This is a genomic window from Desulfomarina sp., from assembly GCF_054039375.1.
In genome coordinates this window covers 1-20,437 of record NZ_JBPLBA010000034.1, presented here as the reverse complement: position 1 = coordinate 20,437, position 20,437 = coordinate 1, and the positions used below count along the sequence as shown (strand labels likewise).

General features: G+C 49.5%; 19 protein-coding genes. 1 reads left to right on the top strand and 18 read right to left on the bottom strand.

Translation table 11 applies throughout. The features are described from left to right. Positions 1–193 precede the first annotated feature (193 nt). The 16 genes from ACXLDX_RS02035 to ACXLDX_RS01960 all read right to left on the bottom strand — a co-directional run bounded on the left by ACXLDX_RS02035 (position 194) and on the right by ACXLDX_RS01960 (position 17,370). Complete coding sequence (locus ACXLDX_RS02035) at positions 194–1,906, bottom strand: aldehyde ferredoxin oxidoreductase C-terminal domain-containing protein (RefSeq protein ID WP_457575519.1); 1,713 nt, start codon at positions 1,904–1,906, stop codon at positions 194–196. Positions 1,907–1,936: 30 nt separating this feature from the next. Further along, on the bottom strand, positions 1,937–3,238 hold the full coding sequence (locus ACXLDX_RS02030; RefSeq protein WP_457575518.1) for a TRAP transporter large permease: 1,302 nt from the start codon (positions 3,236–3,238) through the stop codon (positions 1,937–1,939). After that, positions 3,235–3,726 carry a TRAP transporter small permease subunit gene (locus ACXLDX_RS02025; protein WP_457575517.1) on the bottom strand — a complete coding sequence of 164 codons (492 nt, stop codon included), beginning with the start codon at positions 3,724–3,726 and terminating at the stop codon, positions 3,235–3,237. Before ACXLDX_RS02025 ends, ACXLDX_RS02030 begins: the two co-directional genes overlap by 4 nt. A gap of 92 nt (positions 3,727–3,818) precedes the next feature. Then, positions 3,819–4,880 (bottom strand): TRAP transporter substrate-binding protein DctP, encoded by a 1,062-nt coding sequence (dctP, locus tag ACXLDX_RS02020; RefSeq protein ID WP_457575516.1) that lies wholly within the window; start codon positions 4,878–4,880, stop codon positions 3,819–3,821. Between the two features lie 156 nt (positions 4,881–5,036). After that, on the bottom strand, positions 5,037–6,425 hold the full coding sequence (locus ACXLDX_RS02015; protein ID WP_457575529.1) for an aspartate aminotransferase family protein: 1,389 nt from the start codon (positions 6,423–6,425) through the stop codon (positions 5,037–5,039). A 418-nt stretch (positions 6,426–6,843) separates the two neighbouring features. Next, on the bottom strand, positions 6,844–8,709 hold the full coding sequence (locus tag ACXLDX_RS02010) for a sigma 54-interacting transcriptional regulator (RefSeq protein WP_457575515.1): 1,866 nt from the start codon (positions 8,707–8,709) through the stop codon (positions 6,844–6,846). A gap of 435 nt (positions 8,710–9,144) precedes the next feature. Continuing rightward, positions 9,145–10,260 (bottom strand): alanine dehydrogenase, encoded by a 1,116-nt coding sequence (gene ald, locus ACXLDX_RS02005; protein WP_457575514.1) that lies wholly within the window; start codon positions 10,258–10,260, stop codon positions 9,145–9,147. A 343-nt stretch (positions 10,261–10,603) separates the two neighbouring features. Next, positions 10,604–11,047 carry an Lrp/AsnC family transcriptional regulator gene (locus tag ACXLDX_RS02000; RefSeq protein ID WP_457575513.1) on the bottom strand — a complete coding sequence of 148 codons (444 nt, stop codon included), beginning with the start codon at positions 11,045–11,047 and terminating at the stop codon, positions 10,604–10,606. A gap of 146 nt (positions 11,048–11,193) precedes the next feature. Beyond that, a complete protein-coding gene (locus ACXLDX_RS01995) occupies positions 11,194–11,421 on the bottom strand; it encodes a hypothetical protein (protein ID WP_457575512.1) in 228 nt (75 codons plus the stop codon). A gap of 4 nt (positions 11,422–11,425) precedes the next feature. After that, complete coding sequence (nqrF, locus tag ACXLDX_RS01990; RefSeq protein ID WP_457575511.1) at positions 11,426–12,646, bottom strand: NADH:ubiquinone reductase (Na(+)-transporting) subunit F; 1,221 nt, start codon at positions 12,644–12,646, stop codon at positions 11,426–11,428. Between the two features lie 29 nt (positions 12,647–12,675). Further along, entirely contained in the window at positions 12,676–13,290 is a 615-nt protein-coding gene (gene nqrE / locus ACXLDX_RS01985; RefSeq protein WP_457575528.1) for an NADH:ubiquinone reductase (Na(+)-transporting) subunit E, read from the bottom strand. Further along, positions 13,287–13,910, bottom strand: a complete 624-nt coding sequence (locus ACXLDX_RS01980) for an NADH:ubiquinone reductase (Na(+)-transporting) subunit D (protein WP_457575510.1) — start codon at positions 13,908–13,910, stop codon at positions 13,287–13,289. Before ACXLDX_RS01980 ends, nqrE begins: the two co-directional genes overlap by 4 nt. A 5-nt stretch (positions 13,911–13,915) precedes the next feature. Then, a complete protein-coding gene (locus tag ACXLDX_RS01975) occupies positions 13,916–14,785 on the bottom strand; it encodes a Na(+)-translocating NADH-quinone reductase subunit C (RefSeq protein ID WP_457575509.1) in 870 nt (289 codons plus the stop codon). Beyond that, positions 14,778–15,986: an NADH:ubiquinone reductase (Na(+)-transporting) subunit B gene (locus ACXLDX_RS01970; protein ID WP_457575527.1), complete on the bottom strand. Its 1,209-nt coding sequence runs from the start codon at positions 15,984–15,986 to the stop codon at positions 14,778–14,780. Before ACXLDX_RS01970 ends, ACXLDX_RS01975 begins: the two co-directional genes overlap by 8 nt. Positions 15,987–16,020: 34 nt before the next feature. Next, positions 16,021–16,578 carry a hypothetical protein gene (locus ACXLDX_RS01965; protein WP_457575526.1) on the bottom strand — a complete coding sequence of 186 codons (558 nt, stop codon included), beginning with the start codon at positions 16,576–16,578 and terminating at the stop codon, positions 16,021–16,023. A 57-nt stretch (positions 16,579–16,635) separates the two neighbouring features. Continuing rightward, positions 16,636–17,370 (bottom strand): hypothetical protein, encoded by a 735-nt coding sequence (locus ACXLDX_RS01960; protein ID WP_457575508.1) that lies wholly within the window; start codon positions 17,368–17,370, stop codon positions 16,636–16,638. A 289-nt stretch (positions 17,371–17,659) separates the two neighbouring features. Between ACXLDX_RS01960 and ACXLDX_RS01955 the strand changes: the two genes are divergently transcribed. Further along, positions 17,660–18,148: a universal stress protein gene (locus ACXLDX_RS01955; protein ID WP_457575507.1), complete on the top strand. Its 489-nt coding sequence runs from the start codon at positions 17,660–17,662 to the stop codon at positions 18,146–18,148. An 82-nt stretch (positions 18,149–18,230) separates the two neighbouring features. On the opposite strand, the gene ACXLDX_RS01950 is transcribed toward ACXLDX_RS01955, so the two are convergent. After that, on the bottom strand, positions 18,231–19,310 hold the full coding sequence (locus ACXLDX_RS01950; protein ID WP_457575506.1) for an SLC13 family permease: 1,080 nt from the start codon (positions 19,308–19,310) through the stop codon (positions 18,231–18,233). Continuing rightward, positions 19,310–20,317, bottom strand: a complete 1,008-nt coding sequence (locus tag ACXLDX_RS01945) for an integron integrase (RefSeq protein ID WP_457575505.1) — start codon at positions 20,315–20,317, stop codon at positions 19,310–19,312. Before ACXLDX_RS01945 ends, ACXLDX_RS01950 begins: the two co-directional genes overlap by 1 nt. Positions 20,318–20,437 lie beyond the last annotated feature (120 nt).

Genomic DNA, 20,437 nt, shown 5'->3' with positions numbered 1-20,437 from the left:
CAAAGAAAATGGAAAAATGGTTATTTGCTTGAAAAGTGAAAGATTATATTCACTAACCATCTTATAACACATTGAAATCAAGCGATAATAACTTTTTCCATTTTCAGAAGTGCAGGATTCAGGTAATAAAAATGCAACTGGTAACAGGGGTAGCAATCATATGATTTATTACCTGTGAGCAATTACATAAAAATCAATCTGAGTGGACACTGTCCAGCTCCTCGTCGGACACATCAAAAATTGCGTTGTTTTCGGGGAGAGGTTCATGGCTGAAAAAATCAGGCAGTCTGTCGTCCCGTCTGTCAAATCCGACAGCGTTATTGAAACGCTTTTCTGTTTTAATCACGCTTTCACCCAGTTGTTCAATGTACCCGTCACCCAATGGTTCTCCCAGCATCGCTGAAGCACATTCCACGATATGTTGTTTGAGCTCGGGAATATCGAGAACCGGTAAAGAGGAAAAGAGACAGAGACCAAGGGAATCTATCGCAGCAAAGTAGGTTTGAAGGAATTTAGAGACAGGTGCCTGTCCCGCAGGGGCTGATGGATTGTACTCCGGATTGGCCGGACTGGGAAGTGCATTGCCGCAGGTATGATCCGCCCCCATGGTTGAGGTCGCGTAAGTGACACCTGTGCCCTTTAATACTCTTGGGTCATATCCGGAAATGCACTGTTTCTTGACACTTGGGATTCGTGTAACGCCCAGTGCTTTTCCAGTAAAATGAGCACCATTACCTATCATCAGTCCGCTTTCCCCGCCGTCATAGATGGAGTCCAGGAGTAAAAGGGCTTTTTCACCGTCACCCCAGGGAAGTTTGCCGGCCTCCATCGCGATTGCCAGTGCGCCACCTGTTTCCATTGTGTCAAGTCCCAGGTCGTTGCAGACCCTGTTCAGACGGGCGACGGTTTCAATGTCACTGATCATGCAGTTACTGCCCAGGAGGGCAAGGGTTTCGTATTCAATGGAGCTGCAGATGAGATTTCCGTTTTCGTCTGTCAATATATTTGAACAATGGATTATGCATCCTTTCATGCAGGCATGCGAAGCCTGTGCATCCGGGCGTTTTGCTATGAGTTCAGCCAGTTGTTCGCCTGAAAGCTGTTCGGCGAATTTGAACTGTCCACGGGAAAAATTTTGTGTCGGCAAGGCCCCAAGACCATTGATCAGATTGACAAGAACAGGTGTTCCCAGGTTTTTCAAGCCGCCGATCAATGGATGGGCGGTAACACCTTTTGCAAGAGCGGTGGCCGCCCTGTCGAACCGGGGTGGATCCAAGGGTGTTGCTCCTGTTTTTCCGCCTGTTTCAATGATTACCGCTTTGAGTTTCTTGGATCCCATTACCGCTCCGACACCACCGCGGGCGGCAAACCTGAGATGGTGATCCCTGGTGGATACGGCAATTGCTGAAGCCATGAGCTGCATTTCTCCGGCCGGCCCGATACAGATGATACCGATTTCATCGCCATGTTTCCGGCGGAGCATCTCCATGCATTGGTAATTTCCCTTTTGCACAAGATCTGTTGCCTGTGAAAAAATAACGCCTTCAGGTGTTATTTTCACAAGGGTGTGATTTTCTCCGGATCCTTCAAGAATTACGCAATGGAGTCCGAGTCCAGCCAGTTGGGCAGCGACTGCTCCACCCGCATTTGCTTCTTTGATAGTATTGGTCAGCGGACTTTTCGTGCCTACTGATAACCTGCCGCTGCAGAGTACTCTTGTTCCGGACAGAATGCCCGGTGCCAGAACAATCTTATTTTCACTGCCGAGGGGATCACAGTCAGGTTTTACTTCGTTAGCGATGATTTTTGAACTGAGTCCCCGGCCTCCCAGCTGCATATATTTGTCTGGAATATTCTCGAATTGAAAAGTCTGGTCCGTCAGGTTGATCCGTAATATTTTTTTCATTATTTTAAGCCTCTTAATGGTAGATTTTCGTCAAAACATCCGGTTGGGCAGCCAGGTGGCAAGGGTTGGGAAAATCATGACAAGGAGCAGAACGAGAAACTGGATGAGAACAAACGGTGGTATCGATCTCCAGATATCCCTGGTTGTAACTTCGGGGGGAGCAACTGCTTTCATCATGATTAATGCCCAGCCGAATGGCGGGGTCATGTAGGCCATCTGCATGTTGAGAATAAAAAGTATGGAGAACCAGATCGGGTCAAAACCGAGAAGAGTGGCAATGGGCAGCATGATTGGCGCGCAGATGGTAACTACGGCATAGTCATCCATGAACATACCGAAGATGAGGAGTATGATCTGCATACAGAAGAGAATCACGTAGCGGTTTACGGAAAGGGAGTCAATTAAATCCATGATCATATCCTGGGCACCAACGGATACATAGAAAACCCCGAGAAGTGTCGCGGGAATGAGAATCCACAGTACCATTCCCGTGATTTTTAATGTCTCCAGGCAGGATTCCTTTATGACTTCGATGCTCAGCTTTCCATAGATTGCGCAGATGATGATGGAACCCAGGGCCCCGACACCTGCAGCTTCCGTTGGAGTGGCAATTCCTTTGAAAATTGAACCGAGGACCAGTAAAACAAGGAGCGCCGGCAAGGTTATTTCCTTTAACACTTTAAATCGCATTGACCAGGAGACGTCAACAGTGGTTTTCGGCAGGGCCCGGGGATTGACTATACCGGTAATAATAATAAAGATGATATAGAGACAGGCCAGCAGCAGTCCGGGAATGAAACCGCCAAAAAAAAGTTTGCCAATGGAAATACGGGCAATAAAGGCAAAGATAATCATGATGATTGCCGGAGGGATGATTTCCCCCAGCACTCCTCCGGCCATGACCGAACCAAGGGCTATATTTTTTGAGTACCCGTGTTTCAGCATTGCGGGTACGGCAACAAGTCCCATTGTGAGAATGCCAGGGCCGAACCCACCACACATTGCCAGACTGACGCATACACCAATGGAGACAATAGCCAGTCCACCCCGCAGCCCGGACAGCCAGTAGCTTAAACCGTTGTACATCAGTTCTGATATGCCTGACTTCACAAGGAAATTTCCCATTATCAAAAAAAGGGGAATGGTCATCAAGGTGGGGCTGGTGATCTGTTGATATGTTGTCGTGGCAACAGTATAGAGAGAATCAGGGCCTTCGATAAGATACGTCAGAATAACCGTAATACTTCCGAGAGAAAAGGTTACGGGGATTCCAAGGAGCAGGAGTGCCAGCAGGCCTCCGAACAGTAAAATAGTGATAAAGCCAATGCTCATTCTTTCCCTCCCTTATCCCTGTCTCCAATGTAAATCGCAAAACAGGCTGCCAGGAAAATCGCTGTGCCTATTGGAATCAACATTTTCAATGGATAGAGGGGAAGTTTGAAAACACCTACCATTTTCTCCTTGTTTTGCCAGGCATCGAATCCCATTGAACCGCTTTTCCACAGTAAGCTCCCGAGAAAGCAGAGTGCCGCAAAAAGGGTCAACAGGTTGATTATTTTTTTTACACCTCTTGGAAATCGTTCATAGAGCATTTCTATCCTGATATGACTCTTGTGGATAAGAGCATAACTCCCGGAAACCATGACAAAAACGCCAAAAAGTTGTTTGTTTATCGGCCAGGCCCAGCTGGTTGGCGAGTTGAAGGCGTAACGGGCAACAACTTCATAAGTGGTGATCGCGATAATCGCGAGAATGAGAAAACTTGTAATACTGCCGATAGATTCAATGCATCGCTTGATACTTTCCGTCAGTTTCTTCAAAGTCTACACCTGTATACTTTAAATCTTATCCTGAATTCATGGTGAACTTGAAAATTGCCATTTCACCTGATTCTGATATGCCTCATTTTGTTCTACTGGTTCATTTTTTTGAGCCAGGCCTTGATATAGCCGATCATCTCCGCATTTGCCGGATCTTCCGCGGCGATATCGGTCCAGATCTTCCGGGCACCTGCGGCATATTGCTCCTGGCAGGATTTACTGAGAATATTTTCTGTAATTTTTCCTTCCTTTTCCAGCAGCTTAACTGTCTCCAGTTCTTTCTGGTAGGCATCAACCGAGGCATACCAGTAATCTTCCGCCGCCGTGTGCAGCGCCTTTTTTATATCTTCCGGCAATTTATTCCATTTTTTCAGACTGACTAAAATGTGTCCGAGTGTATGGTCACTTTCCATACCTTTGACCCAATACGGGGCAACTTCATGCCATTTGAGGCCGGTGACGGCACTCACATCCCATTCTGCCGCATCCACCACGCCGAGTTTCAGGGCCATATAGGTTTCGGTGGGAGACATGTCTACTGCCTGCATGCCGACACTGTTATGAAACGTCCGGTTGATACCGTCCGCCTTTATTTTCATGCCTTTGAGGTCGCTGCATTCCCTGACCGGTTTCGTGGAAAGAATAAAGGGTACAGGGCCGTAGGTGTGGACATCGAGGTAATAGAAGCCGTGCTTGGCATATTCCTTGCGCAGCAGACCTATGACCTCAGGCTGCATGATGAAACTGCGGATCGCAGTAGCTTTTTCCTTAAATGTCATGCCCTTGTTGAGTCGGTATGCCAAAGGAAGATTGAATTCAACATTGCCAAGGGGGATAATACCTGACCAGAATCCACCCATTGCCTGGAGCATGTCGACAACACCTTGTTTTGTCGCACCAAACAGTTGATCCCCGGGAACCAGTTCCGGCTCCGCAAAAACTTTTATTTTAATTTTTCCATCGCTGTTTTTCTTCGCCGAATCAGCAAAAACCTTGAGGAGTTCCATGGATAGGTCGCCCCGGGGGTAAGCAGACTGTATTTTCATTCGATAGGTTTTTGCTGCAGCAGCCTTTTGGATGGGAAGGATCGTGAAAAGAACGGCAACTGCAAGGCAGAATAAAGCTATACTGCAGACGGATACATATTTTTTCATCAGAATTACTCCTTTATCAATTAATTATAACCTAAATCCTGCAATTGGTAAGTTCGGAGTCTTCGCTTACCTGCCGGAGATGCGGGGTTCAATAGCGTTCAAAATTCAGCCTGATAAAACAGGCATATCTTCATCCCGGCTGAGTTTCATGGGCAATCAGGATTTGTTTTGAATTTCACGGGCTGTTTCCAGCAGGATATCAGCCGAAATCCGGGCGTGGTTTCTTGTTATGATCAGTGAAGGCATAAACCGGAAAACATTGCCGAACCGTCCACAGGGAACCATGACCAGTCCTCTGCTGAGCATGGCCATGATCATGGAAACCACTTTATCATTTTCCAGGGGCTCCCGGCTTTTTTTATCTTTGACCATTTCAATGCCAATCATGAATCCTCGGCCACGTACATCGCCTATAATGTCGATTGATTCAGCCTCTTTCTGCAGATATGTCAAAATTTCCTCTCCAACAGTTGCCGCGCGGTTGATCAGGGCATGGTCGTTTTCTGTCAGAATTTCTACGTTTGTCATACAGGCTACGGCATTCACGGCATTGCCTGCAAAGGTATTGGGCTGCGAATGGTCTTCGATCTGTTCGGCCAGGTCTTTCCTGATGGAGAGTCCGGCCATGGGTACATCACCGCCCATGCCCTTGCCCCAGGTGATCATGTCCGGTTCAACATCGCTATGCTCAATACACCACATTTTTCCTGTTCGTCCGGCACCCGCCTGTACTTCATCTGAAATATACAGCGCACCGTGTTTTTCACATGCTTTTTTAACGATTTCCAGGTAACCCGGAGGAGGCGGCAGGTACCCACCTTCGCCCTGCTGGGCTTCGATAATGAGAGCTCCAACATCATCGGCTCCCGTGTATGGGGTGTTGAGGACATAGTCCACATATTTCGCACACTGGAGATTGCAGTCGGGATATTTCAGGCCAAAGCAGCATCTGTAGCAGTAGGGGTAGGGTAAATGGATAACTCCAGGGATAAATGGGCCGTATCCTTTGCGGTACTGGTCGCCGGTAGTAAGAGAGTTCGAACCGCACCAGACTCCATGGTAGGCGCCGTGGAACGCGATGATCTGGCTGCGGCCGGTGATTTTCCGCACGAATTTTATTGCTGTTTCAACAGCACCGCTACCTCCCTGGGTGAAATACGTTATACAGTTGTTTTTCAGTTTTCCGGGCATTATCCCTGCGATGACTTCTCCAAGCTGGGATCTTTTTACATTGGAGATGTCGCTGGCATGCATCAGCGTATCCATTTGCGCTTTCATTGCCTTGACAACTCTCGGGTTGCATCTGCCCACTGAATTGACGGCTACCCCTGCGGTAATGTCAATATAGATGTTACCATCAGGATCTTTTACCGTTACGCCCCTGCCCTCGGCAAAGACCAGGGGAAACCTGCCTCCGCCTCTTGCCATCGATTCAAATTGGATTGATTTTTCCAGATCTTCCTGGGTTTTCGGGCCGGGAATCTGGTCTGTTATAATTTTTGGAGCCTCTTCATATGATAGTTCAGCGAGTTGTTCTTCATTAATCATTTTGCACTCCTTTTCTTTTGGGGTTGGTATATGCCCTGGATTGTCGGCAATTTTTCCACAAGGCTTAAAGCAATGTCTGTGCCATGGTTGGTTGTACCGGGGAAATATCGTAAATACAGATAGATGTAAAAAAAGAGGACATGTGTTTTCAGTGACATTCCGTCGTATTTGACGGCACCGCCAAATACGACGGAATGTTGGGTGTGGAGATAATATATATTATTATTTAATAATTCAGTATGTTACAGAGATATTACCAGAAGAAAAAAGGATGGAAGAAAAATAGAATTACCTGCGGTTACCGTGGATAACATTCATTTCAGATCCTGAAATACGGTTATTATGAGGGAGGAGGAACTTTTCCGTCAAATATGACGGGTTTCCGGCGGTTCAGATCAGTTTGGAGGGAACTGTCTCAAAACTGAGGAACAGGTGCAGGTCGGCGGATTCCCAGTTTTCGCATGCGGCCTCGAAGAGTGCTGGGATTCAGATCAAGGATTCTGGCTGCCCCGTTTCTGCCTTCTATCACCCAGTTTGTCTGTCTTAAAACGCGAAGAATATGTGCTGATTCAACTTCCCTGAGAGTTTGAGACGCGAATATGTCTTCTTCCGGCCTGGTCGGGGAAGAAGAAGCTGTGAGGGTACTCTTTTTCAATGTCATCCCGCTGCTGTTGATCATGTCGCGTTCAATGACGTTCTGCAGTTCTCTGATATTCCCCGGCCAGGAATAGTTCATGAAATTTTCCAGGACTTCATTGGGGATTCCCGAGATGGATTTGCCCAGGGATTTATTGAATTTGTTGATAAAAAACTGCACCAGCAGTGGAATATCATCTTTTCGTGTTCGCAGGGGCGGGGGGGAAATTGGATAGACATTCAGGCGAAACAGAAGATCCTGGCGAAAGTTTCCATCCTTAACCTCTTCTTCAAGATTCCTGTTGGTTGCGGCGATGATTCTCACATCGACAATTTTTGTCTCTGTTCCGCCTAGTCGTTCGAATTCTCCTTCTTCAATCACCCGGAGCAGTTTTGCCTGAAGGGTCAAAGGCAGTTCTGCTATTTCATCAAGAAAAATAGTAGATTCATGGGCAAGCTCGAACCGGCCTATACGTACTGTTGCAGCGTCTGTAAAAGCACCTTTTTCATGGCCGAAAAGAATACTTTCGATCATTGTGGACGGAAGGTTTGCACAGTTGAGTTTTATCAGTGTTTTCCTGCTTCTTGGACTTTTTCTATGGATATATTTTGCCAGCAGGCCTTTCCCGGTTCCTGTTTCCCCCTGGATGAGCACTGTTGCATTGGTCGGGGCTACTTTTTTGGCAGTCTGCAGCATACTGAAAAACTGTGGACTTCTGCCGATCATTATATCTTCGTTTGTTTCACTGTTTATTTCGTCCAGCAGGTAGACATTTTCAGCCTCTGTCCTGTCCTTGAGCTGCTGTATTTCCTGGAGTGCGTCACGTAACTGTTTTTCAACAGCTTTACGTTTTGATATATCAAGCTCAACACAGGCCAGGTATTTTTTGTTATTTATCGTGACCAGGCGAGCATCACCGGCAAAAGATATTTTTTTGCCGTATTTTGTTTTTATTTCATACTCACAATAACCGGATCCTCCTTTCAGGGCATTGGCGGTTGCTTTTTGCAGGGCCGCAATGCTTTCTGATGCGGTGACATCGTTAATGGCGTGAAGATTCTGAATTTCCTCGGCACTGTAGCCATAGACCAGTTCAACATTTTTATTCCAGCGGATGCAGCGTCCATTTTCATCATTGAGCCAGAACAGGCCGGGCAGGGCTTCGAGAATAGAGTCGGAAAAAACCCGCTCTTCAGTCAGTCTCAGTTCATTCTCCTTTGCCAGGGTAATGTCTTCTATGGCACCATCAAAAAAGATGGCTTTTCCAGTGCTGTCCCTGGTGACTCTTGCTGTTACAGCACCCCAGAAGAAACCGCCATTCTTTTTTTTGAATTTAATCACCTTACGGTTGACTTCATCATGGGAGAGCAATTTTGCAATGAGCAGTTTTCGATCGTCTGGATCCCAGTAGGTTTCTTTGACCGGAATCTTGAGAAAATGCTCAACTCTCGAGTACCCGTACATCTTGACAAGCGGCGGGTTGGCCAGGATAAAGCGACCATTTTCGTCAGGAATGCTTCGAAATATGCCAATCGGCAGATTGTAAAATATAAAATGCCCCAGGTCATTGGAACCATTCTGGAGGAACTGATCAGGCAGGTCCAGGTTCTTCAGTTTTTCAGGATTGTCGGAATGGCGAGACATCAGAGATTTTCTCCGGGACTGATGGTCGGTTTGTTATTTATCAAGTACTCTTCAGTGCTCAGAAACCAAGTAATTACTCACAGGTCTCCAGGTTTTTCACGGTTACAATTGGCCGTATGGTTGACTGCAGCGGTTAATCCCTGAGCTGATTACATACAAAACTCAGCCTGATACTTGTGAACCGTAGGCTTGCCTGATAAAGCAGGTACATCCGCAATTCGGCTGAGTTTCATGGGTAATCAGAATCCCTTAAGAGCAGGATTCAGGCATTCGAAAATCCTGTGATCAGTCACAGAACATCAGCAGTGAATTCGGTAGAAGAAAAGGTTCTGCAACAGTAGTAATTATCATACACGTGCAGATTTTGAAAGGGTGCTTTTTACCCGAATACACCATGAATTAACAGGATGTATTCGGGTAAGGGGGGAGTGGACACTATTTCAGTATCTTGTCAATGGATGTGAATTTCAGGCCAAACGCTTCGGCTACGGCAGAGTAGGTAACCTTGCCGTCAACGATATTGACTCCAAGCTTAATCTCGTTGTTTTCCCTGCAGGCCTTCTTCCAGCCCTTGTTGGCGATTTCGAGGGCATAGGGCAGGGTGGCGTTGGTCAGGGCCAGGGTGGAGGTCTTGGCTACGGCACCGGGCATATTAGCAACGCAGTAATGGACAACACCGTCAACGGTGTAGACCGGATCGTCATGGGTTGTAGCCTTGGAGGTCTCAAAACAGCCGCCCTGGTCGATGGCGACATCCACCATTACCGCACCTTTCTTCATGCCTTTCAGCATATCACGGGTAACCAGCTTGGGCGCCTTGGCCCCGGGAATAAGAACAGCACCGATGACCAGATCCGCCTTTTTCAGCAGTTCACGGAGCTTGGGCTTGCTGCTCATGACCGGAAAACAGTTGGCGGGCATGACTTCCCGCAGGTAGCGAAGGCGGTCCAGGTTGGTGTCCATCAGGTAGACTTTGCCGCCGAGTCCGCAGGCCATCTGGGCCGCGTTGATGCCGACCACCCCGCCGCCGATGACAACAACAACCCCCGGTTCAACTCCGGGTACGCCGCCGAGGAGAATACCGCGCCCGCCCTTGGTCATCTGCAGGTAGTTGGCGCCTTCCTGGGCGGCCATTCTTCCTGCAACTTCGCTCATGGGTGTGAGGAGAGGCAGGCTCCTGTCCGCTTTCTGAATTGTTTCGTAGGCTATATTGACCGATTTTGCCTTGATCAGGGCTTTGGTCAGTTTTTCTTCTGCCGCGAGATGGAGATAGGTGAAGACAATCTGGTCCTTTCTGATCAGGCTGTACTCAGATGGCTGGGGTTCCTTGACATGCATGACCATGTCGGCTTTCTTGAAAATTTCCTTTGCGCTGTTGACGATCACAGCACCAGCCTTTTCATAGGCCTTGTTGGTGAATCCACTGCCTTTGCCCGCATTTTTTTCCACCAGAACCTTGTGGTTGTTGTGGACCATGGTTTCAACACCGGCGGGGGTCATGCAGACCCGGTTTTCCGCAATTTTGATCTCTTTGAGAATTCCGACAATCATCGCTCTGTCTCCTTTTGAGTTGATAGTCAATGTCGTTAACTTAAGCAGTGAGTCCCATTCCGACCTTAAAGTTAATGACATTGAGTTGATAGTATCAAACGTTGCATCTGTTCTTGCCGCAGTCTTGATCTGAATCCCGCACTTCAGAAAAAGAGAAAATTTAATTATGACATAAAATCAATATATACATGATATATAGAGAGAATTTGCTGGACTGCCTCGAGTGTCTGTTTCAGCAGTTTCCCCGCACTACCCTGTCCGGAGGGAGGAGAAGTCCCCGTGCCAGGGTATGCGGGAAAAGTGATGTCATACGAGTTGAGCGTGCCATTGTTCCAGGGTGTTATCAGAGAATATAAGGAACCCGAAGGTTGTATCCTTCGAAGACAATAAAACTTTCAATGGTCTGCACGTCTTTGATTTTTGCCACCTGGCCGGTAATAAATTTCAGAAGTGTATTTTCGGGCCCCAGGAGAACCTGAAGGATGAGATCATATCTTCCGGTGACAATTCCCACGGAGACTACACCCTTGAGCTGGCTGAACTCGGCCGCCTTTTCCTGCAGTTCCATTGTTTTCAGTTTTACACCGAGGTAAAGCAGGTTGTGACCACTGAGGGAGTCAATACTGACGTTGCCGGAAATGTCGAGTATGCCTTCCTCGATCAGTTTTTTTACCCTGGATCTCACCGTATTTTCGGTAATGGAAAGCTCAGAGGCGATCAGCTTGTAGGATTTTCGGCCATCCTTCAGATGCCGGAGAATTTCCAGATTTGTTTCGTCAATGATCATTTTGCTGATTTTATTGTATATATTTTCCGAACACCCTTGATTTTGCTTAACATGAATAATTAGACTGTATTTTCATGAAAAAGTCAATTTAATATGAATATATTTCTGTAAAAGTAAATTTAAGATGTTTGCGAGCAGGGGTAGGACTATTCAGGAGGGTTCCGGGGAAGAAGGGAAGGGATGGTTTTTTCTGAGGGTTTATTTTGCATCTGCGACGCACAGCTTCCGCACATGGCCCCACCACTCTGGTGGCACATACCGGTCAGACCGTGGCGGGTTCTGTTCTGTCTTCGTTTGCAGAAGCTGATGACAAGGGCGGTGGTCAGGATCAGGCAGAAGGCCGTTGTCAGCAGGATAAGGAAGTGGGTAATCATGGTCTTACCCGAAGTCGTCAAAGTGGATATTTTCCTTTTCGACCCCGAGGTCTTCAAGCATTACGAAAATGGCACTGTTCATCATGGGCGGGCCGCAAAGGTAGTAATTGATGTCCTCCGGAGCCGGATGGTCTTTGAGGTAGTTGTCCAGCACAACCTGGTGGATAAAACCGGTATAGCCGGTCCAGTTGTCTTCCGGCTGGGGATCCGAGAGGGCCAGGTAAAAGGAAAAATTATCAAATTCTTCAGCCAGCGCTCTGAACTCATCGTCGTAAAAGACTTCTCTCAGTGATCGGCCTCCATACCAGAAGGAGACTTTTCTTTCAGTCTGTTTTCCCCTGAAGAGATCAAAGACATGGCTGCGGAGAGGCGCCATCCCCGCCCCGCCGCCTATGAGCATGACTTCCGAGTCGCTGTCACCCATAAAGAATTCTCCAAACGGTCCGGCGATAGTCACCTCGTCTCCCGGCTGCAGGTTAAAAATATAGGAGGAAACCTGGCCGGGAGGCAGGGCGGTATCACTGCCCGGCGGCGGGCTGGCGATACGGACATTGAGTTTGATGATGCCCTTTTCTCCAGGCCAGTTGGCCATGGAATAGGCCCTGGTGACGGGGGCGTAGACATGGGAGCGATACTGGAACATCTTGAATTTTGTCCAGTCGGAGAGAAATCGCTCGTCAATATCAAAATTCCTGTATTCCAGGGTGTGGGGCGGCACCTCAATCTGAATGTAACCGCCGGCACGAAAGTTGACTTCCTCGTCTTCCGGAAGTTTTAATACCAGTTCTTTTATGAATGTGGCCACGTTGCGGTTGGATTGTACGGTGCAGAGCCATTTTCTGGCATCGAGCACTTCCGGCGGCACCTCGATGAGCATATCCCTTTTTACGGGGACCTGGCAGGAAAGGCGCACCCCTTTTCCGGCATCGCGGTTATTGATCTGGCCCCGTTCCGTGGGCAGGATGGAGCCGCCACCCTCCCGCACGATACATCTGCACTGGCCGCAGCTCCCACCGCCGCCGCAGGCGGAGGAGAGGATAACCCCGTGCCCGGCAAGGGTTGTAAGGAGTTTTCCTTCCGGAGAAGTGGTGAACCGTTTGTCTTCATTGACTGTGATGGCCACCTCTCCACCGGGAAGCAGCGTTTTTTTCGCCGCCACGATCAGGGTGACCAGGATGAGCTGCAGGCCGGAGAAGCAGAGTATGCCGAAAATTATTTCATTCATTTTTTATTGTCCTGAATCTGTTATCACGTCTATTGCAGTTCCATGCCCGCAAGGCCCATAAAAGCCATGGCGATAAGTCCCGTGGTGATAAAGGTCAGCCCCAGGCCGCGCAGACCTGCCGGCGGGTCAGAGTATTCGAGTCGCTCCCTGATGGCCCCGAGCAGGACGACCGCCAGGAAAAAACCGCCGCCGGCCCCGAAGCCGTAGGCAATGCTCTCGCCAAAAGTATAATCACGTTCCACCATAAAGAGACTGCCGCCGAAAATGGCGCAGTTGACGGTCAGCAGCGGCAGAAAGATACCGAGAGTGTTGTACAGGGTCGGGATAAAGCGGTCCAGGACCATTTCCAGGATCTGCACGACTGCGGCAATCACGGCGATATAGGTCAAAAGGCCAAGAAAGGTGAGATCCAGGTCCGGTTGACCTGCCCAGGCCAGTGCCCCCGGTTTGAGGAGGTGGTTGAGGATGAGATTATTGATGGGAACGGTGATAACCATGATGAACAGAACCGCCGCTCCCAGGCCGATGGCTGTTTTCACCTTTCTGGAGATGGCCAGGAAGGTGCACATGCCCAGAAAGAAACTGAGGGGCAGGTTTTCCAGAAAGATCGATCTTAAAACGATATCGAGATAGTGAGTCATCAGTCTTTCTCCTGTTGTTCAGGATCAACAGTTCTGAGGATCCAGATAAGCAGGGCAATCAGAAAAAAGGCACTGGCGGGCAGAACCAGAAGTCCGTTGCGCACATACCAGCCGCCGTCCCCGGCCAGGGGCAGTATCTGGATGCCGAACAGGGTCCCGGCCCCGAAAAGTTCCCGGACAAAGGCCACGGACATGAGTACAAATCCATAGCCCAGTCCGTTGCCGATGCCGTCAATAAAAGAGGCGACGGGCGGATTACTCATGGCGAAGCCTTCAGCACGCCCCATGACAATACAGTTGGTGATGATCAGTCCGACATAGATGGAGAGCTGTTTTGACAGGTCGAAAAAATAGGCCCTGAGGATCTGGTCCACCAGGATAACCAGGGTGGCGATGACGGTTATCTGGATGCCGATCCGGACGCTGTCGGGTATCTGGAAGCGGACAATGGAGATGGTCAGGCTGGAAAAGGCCACCACCAGGGTGACACAGACCGACATGACAAAGGCCGTGCTCATCTGTCCGGTAACGGCCAGGGCGCTGCAGATACCCAGGACCAGCAGGCCGATTGGGTTTCTTTTGAAAATAGAGCGGAGAAGCAGTTCGGATTTTGTTTCAGCCATGACACCTATCCTTTCATCTGCGTTTTAATATTTTTGAAAAACGGTTTGTAGCCGTGATCGCCAAACCAGAATTCCATCAGGTTGTTGACTCCTTTGGCGGTAAGGGTTGCCCCGGAAAGTCCATCGATCTGGTATACTTTTTCATCACCGCTCCCTGCTGCCCTGCCCTTGACGATTTTCAACCCCGGCTGACCACTGGAATCATAGACCTTTTTACCGCGCCAGCCGCTCTGCCATTTTTTATTTTCAATTTCTCCGCCAAGGCCCGGAGTTTCGCCATGTTCATAGAAGGAGACACCCCGGATGGTGCTCAGGTCGGCGTCCAGGGCCACGTAAGCGTACATGGTTGACCACAGCCCTTTACCGCGCACGGGCAGGACATACTGAGTCACCCTGTCACCCTGTTTCACCAGGTAGACGACCCCGTATTTTTCCAGGCGTCCCAGGCGGGCAATATCGTCCTCTCTGGCAAGCGGTCTTCCATCATCCTTCATCAGGGCGGCTTTTACCTGGTTGTAGGTTTTTGGATCAAGATCTTCCCTGTCCACAAATTCACCGGTGGCAAGATCAATCAGCCTGGCTTCAATGGGGCCGAAGAGTTTGTCAATCGGCTCCTTCTCCCGGTAGAGTCCCGCGGCAATGAGAATGTTTTTCTTGCGGTCCAGGAGTCGGTTGGCTTCCTGTTTCGGCCTGAGCCCCACTGCGGCTCCCGCCACCAGGGCCGAGCAGACAAAGGCGAGCACCAGCACGGAATAAAAAGGTTTGGCCGCCGGTTCTTTTTTGGCAGCATTTTCCGCCCCCGAACTGTTGTCGGGGCTGGAGTTTTCATTGCCCGTTGCGGCTGAATTGAGGGATTGTTTCTGTTCATCAGCCATGACGTAACCTCCTCCGCTTGATATTGGCCTGGATCACGAAAAAATCATAGAGCGGCGCCACCACGTTACCCAGGAGAATGGCCAGCATCACACCTTCAGGGTAGGCTGGGTTGGCCACCCGGATGAGAATGGCGAGCACTCCCACGGTGAAACCGAACAGGAACTGCCCTGTTGCGGTGTGGGCCGCGGAAACCGGGTCGGTTGCCATGAAGACAAGGCCGAAGGCAAAGCCGCCAAGCACCAGGTGGCAGTGGGGCGGGATGGCGTACATGGGGTTGATACCGCTGTCCTTCAACCAGAAAACAGTGGCGCAGAGCAGGCCTCCCAGGAGCATGGAGGACATGATCCGCCACGAGGCAATACCGGTAATGAGCAGGACAAAGGCGCCGAAAAGGCAGGCGAGGGTCGATGTCTCTCCCATGGAGCCGGGAACTGCTCTCAGAAACGACTGCAGCCAGTCAAAGGAAACCTGGTCGATGGAGCTGCCCGGCGTCATACCGGCAAAACGGCTGAGTGCTGTGGCGGCCGTGACTCCGTCGACACCGGTCCAGACGGAATCGCCGGTCATCTGGGCCGGGTAGGCAAAGAAAATAAAGGCCCGTGCCGCAAGAGCCGGGTTGATGAAATTGCGTCCCACGCCGCCAAAGACTTCTTTGGCGAAAATAACCCCGAAGCTGATGCCCGCCGCCACCTGCCAGAGGGGAATGGAAGGGGGCAGGGTGAGGGCAAAGAGCATGGATGTGACCAGGAAGGCCTCGGAAAATTCATGGCCCCGGATAAGATTGAACAATCCCTCCCAGATGGAGCCGACCAGCAGGGTCACGAGATAGACCGGCAGGAAGTAGAGGGCGCCCAGGACAAGATTGGAAAGTATATCGGAAGGATTGCAGCCGACCAGGGCCATGACAGTGCCCCTCCAGCCGCCGGGACTGCCCAGGCCCATGTTGCTGATGGCCAGATTGGCCTGGTAACCGGTATTCCACAGGGCCATGAACACGCAGGGAAGCAGGGCGACAATAACAATGGACATGATCCTTTTCAGGTCCATTGAATCCCGCACATGGGGGGCAAGGCTTGTGGTTTTGCTGCTGCCAAAGAGAAAGGAGTCAAAGGCCTCGTAGAGCGGGTAGTATTTTTCCAGTCGTTCTCCCGGCTCAAAATAACGGCCAAGTTTTTCAAAATATGCGCTGAGGAATTTCATCATTTTCCGGTTGGTGGAGTTTCAGGTCATCATCTCAATATCCCTGTTCTATGGCTGTCAGCATACGGCGCAGGGGCGGACCGAATTCGTTTTTTCCGGGGCAGACGAAACTGCAAAGGGCCAGGTCTTCCTCCACCAGTTCCAGGCAGCCCAGGTCCCGCGCTTTTTCCGTGTCGTCTGAAAAAAGAGTTTTGAGGAGCGAGGTGGCGATAATATCAAGGGGCATGACCTGGTCATAAGTGCCCAGGGGATAAATTGCCCGTCTGCCGCCCCATAAGGCGGTGGTGAAGGGGAGGCTCAGACTTTTTTTCAGGGCCGAAACAAACATCGGCCTGACGGAGAACTGTTCACTGCCCGGCATGGCCCAGTTGAGAAGAGAGCGGCCGCTGTCATCGGAGAGAACCGAAACCTGGTTATGGTACCGTCCGAGAAAGGAAAAATTGCCGGTGGATTCATGGCCGCTCAGGACCGAGCCGGAAATGACCCGGACATCATCCAGGATCAGTTCGCTGCGGCAGAGATCGGGCAGATACGCGCCAGGTTTTGTCTCCACAAGAGAGGGATTGAGCGTTGCCGGGCCGGCGAGAGAAATGATTTTTTCCTCCCGGAGAAAGCCGGTGAGCAGCAGGTGTCCCAGACCAATGACATCCTAGTAGTCAATATGCCAGACCACTTTGTTTTCATGGACAGGATCAATAAAATGGATATGGGTGGAGGGCAGTCCCACCGGGTGCGGTCCTTTGAATACCCAGTATGAGAAAGCATCGTTTTTTTCACACTCCAGCAGCTCCCCGCTTCCTGTGCAGTAATGGACAGGTACGGATTGGAAAAATCTGCCGAGCAGCCGCAGTCCCAGCCGGTACTCTTTTTCACGGGCTGCAATGATTGTCTTCGGTTCGGCAGCCAGCGGTGAGCTGTCCATGGCAGTGATGAAAAGAGAGGCGGGTAAAGAATCAACCGCCGGAATTTTTCCGTAAGGGCGGGTGCGAAAACCGGACCAGAGCCCGGAATCAATCAAAACGGCTCTGATTGATTCTTCATCCATTTCCTCGGGAATACTGTTCTCCGGGAGAAACTGAATACGTTCATCACCTTGTAATTCAATCACCAGGGATTCAAATTTTCTCTTTGCTCCCCTGTTGATGGACAGGATCCGGCCGCAGCCGGGGGCGACAAATTTGACACCGGGGTTTTTCTTATCGGTAAAAAGAAGCTGTCCGGTCTTGACCATGTCTCTTTCTTTTACTTCCATGGTCGGTTTCATGCCAATATAATCATCGCCGAGAACGGCCACCCTGCCGACGGGATGCCCAGGGCGGATTTCCTGCCTCGGCCGGCCGGAAACGGGTAGGTCAAGTCCCCTGGTTGTGTGGATAGTTTTCATAGACGCTCCGAAGATTTGCGGGGTCTGCCGGAATAGCGGCTGATTCCGGAGAATTGGACTTGTGATTTCAATCTATTATATGGACTAATTCACTGCAGATCAATTGCTGAATTTAAAAACAGGGAAATATCGAACCTTCCTTTTTATCCCTGAGAAAATGATTATATTGTTTGACCCTGTAAATAATGATCTGAATATCCAGGAAACTCAGCCGAATTGGGGATGTGCCCGCTTTATTAGGTTGAGTTTTATACACAAGCAGAATACTTTTTTACCCAGAGGAAAAAGAATGAAAAAGACTCCCGAAATTTCGACAATACTCTATGCCACTGATCTTGGAGGCCAGACCCGGCCCGTTTTCCGGCATGCCCTGGCCCTGGCACGACTGTACAATGCAGACGTGATAATGGTTCATGTGGTTGAACCGATCAGTGAAACCGCCCGGGCGGTGATTTCAACATACCTGTCAAAAGAGGTGACCGAAGAAGCCCAGAAGGAGGCCATGAACTCAATTCTGGCGGATATGAAAGAACGGCTGGAAAAATTTTATGAGGAGGAGTGCGATGAAGAAAAGGAATCCCGCCTGGTGAAGGAGGTGCATGTTGTCCAGGGAAAACCAAGTGAAGAGATCCTCCGCCTGACGGAAGAGGCGGATTGCCGGATGATCGTTATGGGCAAATCGACCCGCAGGGTCAGGGGGGTCCGGGTCATGGGCTCCACCGCCCGCCGGGTAAGCAGGATGTCACGGGTTCCCGTGCTGATCGTTCCCAACGCGTAACTGTTTTATCGGGGGCGGAAATCTTTTCGCCCCCTTCTTTAATGTATAAAATCGAAGAGTTGTGGTTCAGCGAACTTCAACGTCAGAAAAAGAAATATAATCCCACCGACAGTAGAAAAGCCATATAGCCCATTATCAGAAATTTAATGGTGAACATGGCAATGTCGCCTGAATCCTGATGTGTCACGTATATTTTATAGGCAATCAGATTGGCCAGAGAACCGACCAGGCTGCCAAATCCTCCCGTATTAACCCCCCAGAGAAGGGCCTTCCAGTTTGATGTAAATTTTGAAAAGAGCAGGGTGGCCGGAACATTGCTCATCACCTGACTTGCCAGGGCAGAAAAGAAAAAAATATGACCGGAATGGCCGATCTCCGCGGCCAGTAACAGTTTCAGGTTTTCCGCCAGGCCGAAGAAGAAAAAGAAGCTGAGGAGCAGTGCGTAGTCAATGCGCAGGGTTTTTCTGTCAAAGAAAAGAGCGAACAGGAGGGTGAGAATCCCGCAGGAAACGGGCAGCAGATGAAAAACCGTCAGCAGGACAAGAAACAGCAGTACCACGTATATTGCGGCAAACCTGTCGACAAAAACCGTTTTTTTTCGGTTGTTTTTCCGCCCGTTTCCTGCGGTTACAAAAGAAGCCGCAACCGGCAGAATCAGAAGAAAAAAGAGGGAAAAAGGCGAGATCTCTTTGATGAATTCAAGGGGATGGATATTGTAAAACCAGTAGATAAAAAGATTCTGAGGGTTTCCCTGGGGTGTCAGGGCGGAACCCGCGTTGGCGGCCAGGGCTTCCAGGATGACCAGAATATCTTTCCTGTCAATGCTGAGTGATAAAGTCAGCGGAACAATAACAATCAGGGCTATGTCATTGGTGACCAGCATGGAGAGGAAAAAGGTCGTCACCACCAGTTTAACCGGCAGCATCCTTCCTTTTTCGATATTTCCGGCGATTTTCAGAATCAGGCCATGCTGCTGCAGACCGTTTACCGTGATGAAAAGGATAAGCAGAATAAACAGAATTTCGAATTCATCCCTGGAATAGACAGGTAAAGTCCCGGTGAAAAACGAGGTCAGGACCAGGCTGACAGCGGAGAGAAAAAGCAGCCATTCCTTCTGAATATAGTTGATAATTCTTTTATGGGAGTTAAACGGATTTGGCATTATTCAAGTGGAGCTGAAAGGTCGGGGAAAAGATCATCGAGCGGGCTTGCGATACCGTGCGCGCCCTGCTGGAGAACATGGGTGTATATCATGGTTGTTGAGATATCGCTGTGGCCGAGCAGTGCCTGTATCGTTCTGATATCCGTTCCCCTCTGGAGGAGATGGGTGGCAAAACTGTGCCTGAAGGTATGGGCGCTGACCTTTTTTTCTATTCCGGCTTTTTTAACGGCAATCTTGATGGACTTGTTGACGCTGCTCGGGTCAACATGGTGGCGCCTTTTTTTCCCGCTGCGGGGGTCCGTAGAGATGGAGCGGGCCGGAAAAACATACTGCCACTGCCACTCGGCTGCCGCGTTCGGATATTTCACGGCAAGAGCGCGGGGAAGATATACCTGGCCATTACCGGCTGCCAGATCGTGTGTATGGGTGGTCTTCACCATCTGAAGATGATCCCGGAGAATCGGTTCAACCGGTGTCGGGAACGTGGTGACTCTGTCCTTTCCTCCTTTGCCCGAGCGAACGGTGATCTGCTTATAGGCAAAATCGATATCATGTACCCGCAAGCGAATCGCTTCGGTTATACGCAGGCCACTCCCGTAGAGAAGCTGGGTTATCAGACGGGGTGTTCCTGTCATTCTGCCGATAACCGCGGCAACTTCCTCGCGGGAAAGCACCACGGGGATATGGCTTTTCTTCGTTGAGCGAATTGCGTTGATTCCGCCGGGAATTGGATGTTTCAGGACGCGTTTATAAAGAAATACCAAGGCATTCATGGCCTGATTCTGGGTCGATGGTGCGACATTTTTTTCTATGGCCAGATGCGATAAATAATTCTCGATTTTCTTTTCGCTGGCGATATAAAGCTCTTCACGGGTTTTCATGCCATGAAAAAGAATAAATCGTCTAATCCATTCACAATACGACCTTTCAGTGTGAATAGAATAGTGATTAATCTTCATAACCCTTCGGACTTCATCAAGAATGGTCGTTTTTTTCTTCTTGACCAAAATACCCCCTCCGTTTACCATAAGAAGCTGTTAGAGAAATGATATTAAAGAAAGGAAATTTTACCTGATAATAGCTTGATTTTCAACTTATCAGGGAAAATTTGCTTGATAAGCATGGTT